General features: G+C 58.9%; 12 protein-coding genes and 1 pseudogene. 6 read left to right on the top strand and 7 right to left on the bottom strand.

Going from position 1 to position 9,329, the window contains the following annotated elements; translation table 11 throughout:
* The 3 genes from GSM73_RS04460 to tsaA all read left to right on the top strand — a co-directional run.
* Positions 1-656, top strand: a 656-nt coding sequence (locus GSM73_RS04460) for an rRNA pseudouridine synthase (RefSeq protein WP_256676701.1), incomplete at its 5' end; no start/stop codon positions are given.
* Positions 657-718: 62 nt separating this feature from the next.
* Positions 719-1,180 (top strand): DUF1456 family protein, encoded by a 462-nt coding sequence (locus GSM73_RS04455; protein WP_047230033.1) that lies wholly within the window; start codon positions 719-721, stop codon positions 1,178-1,180.
* A 14-nt stretch (positions 1,181-1,194) separates the two neighbouring features.
* A complete protein-coding gene (tsaA, locus tag GSM73_RS04450) occupies positions 1,195-1,893 on the top strand; it encodes a tRNA (N6-threonylcarbamoyladenosine(37)-N6)-methyltransferase TrmO (RefSeq protein WP_047230032.1) in 699 nt (232 codons plus the stop codon).
* A 207-nt stretch (positions 1,894-2,100) separates the two neighbouring features.
* Here tsaA and fpr read toward each other — a convergent pair whose 3' ends face one another.
* Complete coding sequence (fpr, locus tag GSM73_RS04445; protein WP_003184787.1) at positions 2,101-2,880, bottom strand: ferredoxin-NADP reductase; 780 nt, start codon at positions 2,878-2,880, stop codon at positions 2,101-2,103.
* Positions 2,881-3,001: 121 nt separating this feature from the next.
* Here fpr and GSM73_RS04440 point away from each other — a divergent pair, with 121 nt between their 5' ends.
* Positions 3,002-3,928 carry a LysR family transcriptional regulator gene (locus GSM73_RS04440; protein ID WP_160891692.1) on the top strand — a complete coding sequence of 309 codons (927 nt, stop codon included), beginning with the start codon at positions 3,002-3,004 and terminating at the stop codon, positions 3,926-3,928.
* Between the two features lie 11 nt (positions 3,929-3,939).
* Here the strand turns inward: GSM73_RS04440 and GSM73_RS04435 are convergent, their stop codons facing one another.
* From GSM73_RS04435 to GSM73_RS04425, 3 genes are all read right to left on the bottom strand, one after another.
* The gene (locus tag GSM73_RS04435) at positions 3,940-4,302 is read right to left on the bottom strand and encodes a diacylglycerol kinase (RefSeq protein WP_139051022.1); all 363 of its coding nucleotides are present in this window, start codon (positions 4,300-4,302) and stop codon (positions 3,940-3,942) included.
* A gap of 69 nt (positions 4,303-4,371) precedes the next feature.
* The gene (erdR, locus tag GSM73_RS04430; RefSeq protein WP_047230029.1) at positions 4,372-5,025 is read right to left on the bottom strand and encodes a response regulator transcription factor ErdR; all 654 of its coding nucleotides are present in this window, start codon (positions 5,023-5,025) and stop codon (positions 4,372-4,374) included.
* Between the two features lie 224 nt (positions 5,026-5,249).
* The gene (locus GSM73_RS04425; protein WP_160891690.1) at positions 5,250-5,993 is read right to left on the bottom strand and encodes a tRNA-uridine aminocarboxypropyltransferase; all 744 of its coding nucleotides are present in this window, start codon (positions 5,991-5,993) and stop codon (positions 5,250-5,252) included.
* Between the two features lie 181 nt (positions 5,994-6,174).
* Here GSM73_RS04425 and GSM73_RS04420 point away from each other — a divergent pair, with 181 nt between their 5' ends.
* On the top strand, positions 6,175-6,597 hold the full coding sequence (locus tag GSM73_RS04420; protein WP_047230027.1) for a PA3611 family quorum-sensing-regulated virulence factor: 423 nt from the start codon (positions 6,175-6,177) through the stop codon (positions 6,595-6,597).
* Here the strand turns inward: GSM73_RS04420 and GSM73_RS04415 are convergent, their stop codons facing one another.
* Positions 6,598-6,792 (bottom strand): hypothetical protein, encoded by a 195-nt coding sequence (locus tag GSM73_RS04415; protein ID WP_160891688.1) that lies wholly within the window; start codon positions 6,790-6,792, stop codon positions 6,598-6,600.
* A 450-nt stretch (positions 6,793-7,242) separates the two neighbouring features.
* On the opposite strand from GSM73_RS04415, the gene GSM73_RS04410 reads away from it, so the two are divergent.
* Positions 7,243-8,361, top strand: coding sequence for a TIGR00730 family Rossman fold protein (locus GSM73_RS04410; protein ID WP_139051024.1), 1,119 nt, complete (start codon positions 7,243-7,245; stop codon positions 8,359-8,361).
* Between the two features lie 46 nt (positions 8,362-8,407).
* Here GSM73_RS04410 and recX read toward each other — a convergent pair whose 3' ends face one another.
* Both recX and GSM73_RS26875 read right to left on the bottom strand, forming a co-directional pair.
* Positions 8,408-8,875, bottom strand: coding sequence for a recombination regulator RecX (gene recX / locus GSM73_RS04405; protein WP_107321595.1), 468 nt, complete (start codon positions 8,873-8,875; stop codon positions 8,408-8,410).
* Positions 8,876-8,883: 8 nt separating this feature from the next.
* Positions 8,884-9,329 (bottom strand): annotated as a pseudogene (locus GSM73_RS26875) (DNA recombination/repair protein RecA); the annotation flags it as partial.

The raw sequence follows: 9,329 nt of genomic DNA, 5'->3' as shown, positions 1-9,329 counted from the left end.
GTCGGGAGGCTGAGCTGTTCATCGAGGGCGGCTGGGTCACCGTGGACGGCGAAGTGATCGACGAACCGCAGTTCAAGGTCACTACCCAGAAAGTCGAACTCGACCCCGAGGCCAAGGCCACCGCGCCAGAGCCGGTCACCCTCCTGTTGAACGCCCCAGCGGGCATGGATGCAGACACGGCGATGGCGTCCCTTGGACCACAGACCCTGAGCGAAGAACACCGCTTCGGCAAACGCCCCCTCAAGGGCCACTTTCTGCGCCTGACCGCCAGTGCCGACCTGCAGGCCAACGCCAGTGGGTTGCTGGTGTTCACCCAGGACTGGAAGATTCTGCGCAAGCTCACCGCCGACGCCGCCAAGATCGAGCAGGAGTACGTGGTGGAAGTCGAAGGCGAAATGGTCGCCCATGGCCTCAATCGCCTGAACCATGGCCTGACCTACAAAGGCAAGGAGTTGCCGGCGGTCAAGGCCAGTTGGCAGAACGAGAACCGCTTGCGCTTTGCAATGAAGAACCCGCAACCGGGGGTGATCGCGCTGTTTTGCCAGGCGGTCGGCCTCAAGGTGGTGGCCATTCGACGCATCCGCATTGGCGGCGTGTCCATCGGTAAGGTGCCCCTGGGCCAGTGGCGTTACCTGTCCACCAAAGAGAAGTTCTAGTTTCTTTTTCCGGCGCCGCACCGAGCTGCGGCGCCCACTGCCGATTGATCAGGATTGCACACATGGTTCACAACGACGTACTTCGCAGCGTGCGCTACATGCTCGACATCAGCGACAAAAAAGTCATCGAGATCATCAAGCTGGGTGGCCTGGAAGTGCCCATGGCGGATCTGGTGGGTTACCTCAAGAAAGACGAGGAAGAAGGCTTCGTGTTCTGCCCTGACGAAGTCATGGCGCATTTTCTCGACGGCCTGGTGATCTTCAAGCGCGGCAAGGACGAAAGCCGTCCACCGCAGCCAATCGAAGTGCCGGTCACCAACAACATCATCCTCAAGAAGCTGCGGGTGGCCTTCGAACTGAAGGAAGACGACATGCACGCCATCCTCAAGGCCGCGGAGTTCCCGGTGTCCAAGCCGGAACTGAGCGCATTGTTCCGCAAGTTCGGCCACACCAACTATCGCCCGTGCGGTGACCAGTTACTGCGCAACTTCCTCAAGGGCCTGACGCTGCGCGTTCGCGGCTGATTTCCCGCCGAACCATGACCTACAACGTCTCCCCCATCGGCTACGTCCGCTCCTGCTTCAAGGAGAAGTTCGCCATTCCCCGTCAACCGCAACTGGCCCCGGCCGCGCGCGGTGTGCTGGAGTTGGTGGCGCCATTCGATCAGGGCGATGCGGTGCAGGGCCTGGAGCAGGTCAGCCATGTCTGGCTGCTGTTCCTGTTCCACCAGGCCCTGGAAGACAAGCCACGGCTGAAAGTGCGCCCGCCGCGTCTGGGCGGCAATAAGTCCATGGGGGTGTTCGCCACTCGCGCCACCCATCGCCCCAACGGCATCGGCCAGTCGGTGGTGAAACTGGAGCGGGTCGAAGCCGGGCGCCTGTGGATCTCGGGCATCGACTTGCTGGACGGCACCCCAGTGCTGGATATCAAACCCTACGTGCCCTACGCAGACATCATCGGCTCGGCGCACAACAACATCGCCAGCGCAGCGCCTGAGCTGATTGCGGTGCGATGGGCCAGCTCTGCCCTGCATCAGGCCCGCGACCACGCCAAGCGCCTGGAAGAACCCCTGGTGGAGCTGATCGAACAGTGCCTGGCCCAAGACCCACGTCCGGCGTACCAGATTCCTACGCCCGAACGGGAATATGGTGCGCAGTTCTGGGATCTGGATGTGCGTTGGCATTATCCGCAGCCCGGGGTGATCAAGGTGCTGGAAGTGATTCCGGCGAAATCGTAACCGCCAGAAACGAAAAAGCCCGCGCTGCCTTTTTCAGGTAGCGCGGGCTTTTTCATGGGTAACTGCAGACCGCGTTGCGGCTATCGCGAGCAGGCTCGCTCCCACCTTTGAACTTCAGTGGCCACAAGATTTGTGTTCCCACATATTCCATTTTGGGAGCGAGCCTGCTCGCGATGGCGATCGATCAACCACCGCATAAACCGAGGCTTACTTCTCTACAAACGCCCGCTCGATCAGGTAATCACCCGGCTCACGCATGCGTGGCGAAACAGTCAGGCCGAAGCTGTTGAGCACTTCGCTGGTCTCGTCGAGCATGCTCGGGCTGCCGCACAGCATGGCGCGGTCGTCCTGCGGGTTGATCGGCGGCAGGCCGATGTCGCGAAACAGCTTGCCGCTGCGCATCAGGTCGGTCAGGCGGCCTTCGTTCTCGAACGGTTCGCGAGTAACGGTCGGGTAGTAGATCAGTTTGTCACGCAGCGCTTCGCCAAAGAATTCGTTCTGCGGCAGGTGTTCGGTAATGAACTCGCGGTAGGCCACTTCATTGACGTAACGTACGCCGTGACACAGGATCACTTTTTCGAAACGCTCGTAGGTTTCCGGATCCTGGATCACGCTCATGAATGGCGCCAACCCGGTGCCAGTGCTGAGCAGGTACAAATGCTTGCCAGGCTTGAGATCGTCCAGCACCAGGGTGCCGGTGGGCTTCTTGCTGATGATGATCTCGTCGCCTTCCTTCAGATGCTGCAACTGGGAAGTCAACGGGCCGTCAGGCACCTTGATGCTGAAAAATTCGAGATGCTCTTCCCAGTTCGGACTGGCGATCGAGTAAGCGCGCATAAGCGGGCGGCCGTTGGGCTGCTGCAGGCCGATCATCACGAACTGACCGTTCTCGAAGCGCAGGCCCGGATCACGGGTGCACTTGAAGCTGAACAGAGTGTCGTTCCAGTGATGAACACTGAGGACACGCTCGTGGTTCATGTTGCTCATGTACGGGGACTCCTGGGAATGATGCCTGCGTCGTTAATTTGCGCAATTGCATCGCATTCTAATGGCGGCGACAATATCTGTTAAATGAATTATTAAGATAAGGGTTATCGGTTATATCGATATGCGATTTACTCTACGTCAACTTCAAGTCTTCGTCGCCGTCGCCCAGCAAGAGAGCGTGTCCCGTGCCGCGGGCCTGCTCAATCTTTCGCAGTCGGCGGCCAGCACCTCCATCACCGAATTGGAGCGCCAGTCCAGCTGCCAATTGTTCGACCGCGCCGGCAAACGCCTGAGTCTCAATGCCTTGGGCAAACAACTGCTGCCCCAGGCGGTGGCGCTGCTGGACCAATCCAAGGAGATCGAAGACCTGCTCAACGGCAAGTCCGGTTTCGGCTCACTGGCGGTGGGCGCCACCCTGACCATCGGCAATTACCTGGCGACCTTGCTGATCGGCAGTTTCATGCAGCGTCATCCGGAAAGCCAGGTGAAGCTGCATGTGCAAAACACTGCCAATATCGTGCACCAGGTTGCTCACTATGAAATTGATCTGGGTCTAATCGAAGGCGACTGCAGCCATCCGGACATCGAGGTCCAGAGCTGGGTCGAGGATGAACTGGTGGTGTTTTGCGCCCCTCAACATCCGCTGGCCAAACGCGGCCAGGCGAGCATGGAGGAACTGACCCATGAGGCGTGGATTCTGCGGGAGCAAGGTTCCGGCACCCGCCTGACCTTCGACCAGGCCATGCGTCACCATCGCAGTGCGCTGAACGTGCGTCTGGAACTGGAACACACCGAAGCCATCAAGCGAGCCGTGGAATCGGGCCTGGGGATTGGCTGCATTTCACGCCTGGCCCTGCGTGACGCCTTCCGGCGCGGCAGTCTCGTAGCCGTGGAAACCCCGGACATGGACCTGGCCCGGCAGTTTTATTTCATCTGGCACAAACAAAAATACCAGACGTCGGCCATGCGCGAATTCCTCGAACTGTGCCGGGCATTCACCGCTGGCGTGCAGCGCAGCGACGAAATCGTCCTGCCCCCCATTGCCTGAGCGCCGGGGCACTAGAGCAAAATCAGGCCCCACACCAAGGCAATCATGCTCAAAGCAACGAACTGAGCGGCACTGCCCATGTCCTTGGCATTTTTCGACAACGGGTGCAGCTCCAGGGAAATGCGGTCGATGGCCGCCTCCACCGCCGAGTTGAGCAACTCCACGATCAATGCCAGCAGGCAGACCGCAATCAGCAGCGCCTGCTCGACACGGCTGACATTCAGGAAGAACGACAACGGAATCAGGATGACGTTGAGCAAGACCAACTGACGAAACGCGGCTTCACCAACGAAGGCCGCGCGCAGGCCGTCCAGAGAATAGCCGGAGGCGTTGAGGATGCGTTTCAGGCCGGTTTGGCCTTTAAAAGGCGACATAAGTGGGCAACTGATCAAAAGGGGTGGAGAAGCTAATTCAAACCCGGTCAAAAAAGCGTGAACAAAACGCTACGATTGCGGTGAAATGGACTCAAGTTGCTGCAGCAGCAAGGCCGCCTGGGTCCGGGTGCGCACATTCAGTTTACGAAAGATTGCAGTGACATGGGCCTTGATGGTGGCTTCGGACACGTTCAACTCATAGGCAATCTGCTTGTTCAGCAGGCCTTCACACACCATGGTCAACACGCGGAACTGCTGCGGAGTGAGGCTGGCCAGCCCTTCGCTGGCGGCCTTGGCTTCGTCGGACACGCTCACAGCTTCGAATGCCTGGGGAGGCCAGGACACATCGCCATCCAGGACCGCCTTGACGGCTACCTGGATCATCTCAAGGGAACTGGATTTAGGAATGAAGCCACTGGCGCCGAACTCCCGGGCCTTGACCATCACCGAAGCTTCTTCCTGGGCCGATACCATCACCACAGGAATTTGCGGGTATTGGCCGCGCAGCAAGACCAGCCCGGAAAAACCATAAGCGCCCGGCATGTTCAGATCCAGCAGCACAAGATCCCAATCGGCCTTTTCAGTCAGCCGGGCCTCCAGTTCCGCAATACTGGCCACTTCCGTGAGTCGGACATCGGGGCCCAGCCCCATGGTCACCGCCTGATGTAACGCGCTGCGAAAGAGCGGATGGTCATCGGCTATCAGGATTTCGTATGTGGCCATTTTTCAAATGATCCTGTTTTTAATGGCAGGCCTGATGCACTCACGCCTTGCCCAAGCAACTCAAGATACCGACATGCCGCGGCATCAAAGGGGTACGTTCAACGCCAACACGTAAAAACACGGCGTTTCAAACCTTGGCCGTACCCTAATCGGCGCCAAGCATGCCCAGCGAAACCGGGGTGGTCAAGCAGCACGGCCGCTACCGTGTTCAGTATGGGCCACTATTAAGCCAACACTGGCTGCGCCGTACGAATAAAGGGCTGCAACTCAGCGTGGGCCGCAGTGGACACATCCATCTCCTGCTGTCGTTTGGCACCCAGGTAATGCTGGCTGAACACATCGAAATAGGCATCCAGGGCCGAGGCAGCGTCACTGTCCCCAGCCAGTTCCAGACATAACGCCGCCACTTCGGCGGTGCACAGATGGTCGCTGCGAGTCGAGCGGCGCAAGCGGTAGCGCGACAGCCTGTCGGGCAGCAGGCTCAGAATCGGCAAACGGTCGAAATACGGGCTTTTACGGAAAATCTTGCGCGCCTCGGTCCAGGTCGCATCCAGCAGAATGAACAACGGACGCTTGCCCTGATCGAGGTTGACGGTATGTGTGACCCGCGATGGTTCGACATACTCACCGGGAAACACCAGATATGGCTGCCATTGCGGGTCGTTGAGCAGCGCCAGCAGTTGTTCGTCGACGTCGGTGCGTGACCAGATGAACGCGTGATTGTCGCGCACTACGTCAGCAATCAGCCAACCCGTGTTGCTCGGCTTGAACACTTCCTTGTTGGTCATGATCAGGCAGACACCCGAATGAGCCTCGACGCTCGGACGCCAGGCGCACAGGCAATGGCTCTCGATCACCCGGCAGGCGCTGCAACGGGGCGCGCGCCAGCCACGGGCCTGAATCGGCTTGATACCTTCATCGATGCGCAGGTCGCGCAGACGGGCTACGGCGTTAGGGGCATGGTTCATCGCAGGCGACGCCGACAGGCAGGGAAAATCGACACGAACAAGACTCGGCAGGATAAAGGCCGGCAGTCTACCAGAGCGCGCAAACCTGTACCGTCCACCCGGCCTACCCTATAATTCGCCACCACTGAACGCACAGCCATGTGACCGGTCGAACCACCAGTCACTGAACCAGGAGAGTTTCATGCTGCGCCTTATCGTCCCCACCGTTGCCGTGCTACTGGCGACGTCCGTCACCGCACAGGCCGCTTCGCTGAAAGAACTCGAACTGAACAAGATGCTGCGCAATGTAGCCGCGCAAAGCAGCGCCGGCACGCCCCGGGCAATCAACGAGGACATTCTCGACCAGGGCTATACCGTAGAAGGCACTGAGCTGATCAATCATCTGAGCGTGCAAAGCAGCCACGCCCAGAAAATGCGGGCCGACCCCAAGGCCGTCTATTTCCAGCTGGGTGCCACCGTGTGTACCAACCCAGGCTTGCGCAAATTGATGGCCCAAGGCGCGACCATGCGCTACGAGTTCACCGAAGTTAAGACCAATCGCCCCATTGCGACTGAGCGCTTCCAGGAATCCGACTGCCCGAAACCGGCCAAGACCAAAAAATAATCAACCCGAACTGGCGCGCCGCTGCTCATCGTCGGCGCGCAGTTCCGCCACCAGCGCCTGCAGGTAGCGCGAGCGCCATGCTCGGCCTTCCAACCGGCGACAGCACTCCTCCTCGAGGCTTACCCGATTAGCATGAGCCGCTTTCAACAGCGTCAGGTATAACTGCTTGTCGAGCTCCAAAGTTACTCTGGTCATCAGTCCCGCCTCCATGCCCGATCCACTTCAATCCATCGCGCAGCGTCCAGTCCTGGACGCGCCATAGCATTGAATGCTTGCTAATCAGTTAATCAGAGCGGCACGCACCTAGTTGGCAATCTGACGAGCGGCATGACATTTGAGCGGTTGCCAACGATATTTTTTGAGCGCCATGATCAAGACAGCGAAGATCCGCGCGAGGGACTAGATTCAAAAGTATCTCTTTGCTTAAGGCAGAACGAGGCTGCCCTACCGACACCTTTGCGCGTGACAGTTCTTTCATACAAGGGAAACGCAGAACCCGCAGGATGGCTTGGTCGCCTGTCGCACGACGCGTCGAACCAGGTCGAACGTCCAGGCACGGTCCTGGGCTGACAACGACACACGGAGTGTCGTGGCCCTGACGAATCTCTCGTTCGGGCTGGGGTTTTGCCAAGAAGGAGAAGCTGAATGCCTTACAAACCGAATGACTTGCTGAGTCGTCATTTTGAGAACCATGGACACGACCTCACCCGCAAGGTCGAAGAGCAACTCAACCTGGTCTCCCCCAACAGCCCGAACCTCCCCATCTACCGAGACATGATCCTGACCGTCCTGCGCATGGCCCAGGAAGATCACAACCGCTGGAATGCCAAGATCACGCTGCAGGCCTTGCGAGAACTGGAGCACGCTTTTCGCACGCTCGAACAATTCAAGGGCCGACGCAAGGTCACGGTCTTCGGTTCGGCCCGAACGCCCATCGAACATCCGCTGTACGGCCTGGCCCGGGAACTGGGGGCGGAGTTGGCACGCTCGGACATGATGGTCATCACTGGCGCCGGCGGTGGCATCATGGCGGCCGCCCATGAAGGCGCTGGCCGGGACCACAGCCTGGGTTTCAACATCACCTTGCCTTTCGAACAGCATGCGAATCCGACCGTTGACGGCACGCAGAATCTGCTGCCGTTCCACTTTTTCTTCACCCGGAAGCTGTTCTTCGTCAAAGAGGCCGACGCACTGGTGCTCTGCCCGGGCGGTTTCGGCACCCTCGATGAAGCGTTGGAAGTCCTGACGTTGGTGCAAACCGGTAAAAGCCCGCTGGTGCCGGTGGTGCTGCTGGATGTACCGGGAGGCAAGTTCTGGCAAGGCGCCCTGCACTTCATCCGTGAGCAACTGGAAGAAAACCGCTACATCCTGCCCACCGATATGAAGTTGATGCGCCTGGTGTACAGCGCTCAAGAGGCAGTAGAGGAGATCAATCAGTTTTACAGCAACTTCCACTCCAGCCGCTGGCTCAAACATCAATTCGTGATCCGTATGAATCACAAGCTGAACGAGCAGGCCCTTGGGCATTTGCAGGCGGAGTTTGCCGACCTGTGCCTCAACGATTGTTTTCATCAACACGCCTACGCCGGCGAGGAACACGACGAGGCCCGTTTCAGCCATCTGACCCGACTGGCCTTTACCTTCAATGCCCGCGATCACGGTCGTTTGAGGGAACTGGTGGATTACATCAACCTGTCGGAAAACTGGGCCCAGCCCGCCACCAAGGCCCAACCCCTCACCTGGGAGCCGATCAAGGTGACCTGAGTCCATAAAAAAACGGCCCGCTATCAAAATAGCGGGCCATTGTTGTTTAGTCGTCCATGCCGCGCCCGCTGAATAAACGGTTGATCATTTCCATGGAATATCCTCGATATGCCAGGAAACGTCCTTGCTTGGCTCGCTCCCTAGCATCGATGGGCAGATGCCCTGAGAACTTGCGGCGCCAAGTGTCCATCAGTTGCGCCTGCCAATCGATACCGCTTTCGCGCAAGGCCAGTTCGATATCCGGGCGCTGCAAGCCACGCTGACCGAGTTCCTCACGAATTCGCAAGGGGCCGTATCCAGAGCGAGCGCGATAAGAGACAAAGCTCTCAAGGTAACGAGACTCCGACAACAAGCCTTCTTCCGTCAAACGGTCGAGGGCCGTGTCGATCAACTCATCTGGAGCGCCGCGCTGACGCAGCTTACGCGTCAGCTCGACTCGACCGTGCTCGCGCCTGGCGAGCAGGTCCATCGCGGTTCGCCGCACCGCGACGAGGTTATCGAGTACGACGGTCATCGAATCGATCAGATGTCAGCGTCAGCCAGGTCGTCTGCAGTCTCGCGGTTAGCCACCGACTTGACGTCCGCAACTGGGCTCAGAAGCTTGTCACGCAGTTGCTTCTCGAGGGTTGCTGCAATTTCCGGGTTATCCGCCAGGAACTTGGCCGAGTTGGCCTTGCCCTGACCGATCTTGGTGCCGTTGTAGGCATACCAGGCGCCGGATTTTTCGACGAAACCGTGCAACACACCCAGGTCGATCATCTCGCCATTAAGGTAGATACCCTTGCCGTAAAGAATCTGGAACTCCGCCTGACGGAACGGCGAAGCGACCTTGTTCTTCACAACCTTGACGCGGGTTTCGCTGCCGACAACCTCGTCGCCTTCTTTCACGGCGCCAGTGCGGCGGATATCCAGACGAACCGAAGCGTAGAACTTCAGCGCGTTACCACCGGTGGTGGTTTCCGGGCTGC

The organism is Pseudomonas sp. PICF6 (assembly GCF_009831705.1).
Lineage (GTDB): Bacteria > Pseudomonadota > Gammaproteobacteria > Pseudomonadales > Pseudomonadaceae > Aquipseudomonas > Aquipseudomonas rhizophila.
The sequence above is the reverse complement of the archived record's forward strand: the minus strand, read 5'-3'. Positions and strand labels throughout refer to the sequence as shown.

Excerpts from the sequence above, each read along its gene's own strand:
- GSM73_RS04435 (WP_139051022.1), bottom strand. The coding sequence starts at position 4,302 with ATGTCGCCTTTTAAAGGCCAAACCGGCCTGAAACGCATCCTCAACGCC.
- GSM73_RS04410 (WP_139051024.1), top strand. The coding sequence starts at position 7,243 with ATGCCTTACAAACCGAATGACTTGCTGAGTCGTCATTTTGAGAACCAT.
- tsaA (WP_047230032.1), top strand. The coding sequence starts at position 1,195 with ATGACCTACAACGTCTCCCCCATCGGCTACGTCCGCTCCTGCTTCAAG.
- erdR (WP_047230029.1), bottom strand. The coding sequence starts at position 5,025 with ATGGCCACATACGAAATCCTGATAGCCGATGACCATCCGCTCTTTCGC.
- recX (WP_107321595.1), bottom strand. The coding sequence starts at position 8,875 with ATGACCGTCGTACTCGATAACCTCGTCGCGGTGCGGCGAACCGCGATG.
- GSM73_RS04415 (WP_160891688.1), bottom strand. The coding sequence starts at position 6,792 with ATGACCAGAGTAACTTTGGAGCTCGACAAGCAGTTATACCTGACGCTG.
- GSM73_RS04455 (WP_047230033.1), top strand. The coding sequence starts at position 719 with ATGGTTCACAACGACGTACTTCGCAGCGTGCGCTACATGCTCGACATC.
- fpr (WP_003184787.1), bottom strand. The coding sequence starts at position 2,880 with ATGAGCAACATGAACCACGAGCGTGTCCTCAGTGTTCATCACTGGAAC.
- GSM73_RS04440 (WP_160891692.1), top strand. The coding sequence starts at position 3,002 with ATGCGATTTACTCTACGTCAACTTCAAGTCTTCGTCGCCGTCGCCCAG.
- GSM73_RS04425 (WP_160891690.1), bottom strand. The coding sequence starts at position 5,993 with ATGAACCATGCCCCTAACGCCGTAGCCCGTCTGCGCGACCTGCGCATC.
- GSM73_RS04420 (WP_047230027.1), top strand. The coding sequence starts at position 6,175 with ATGCTGCGCCTTATCGTCCCCACCGTTGCCGTGCTACTGGCGACGTCC.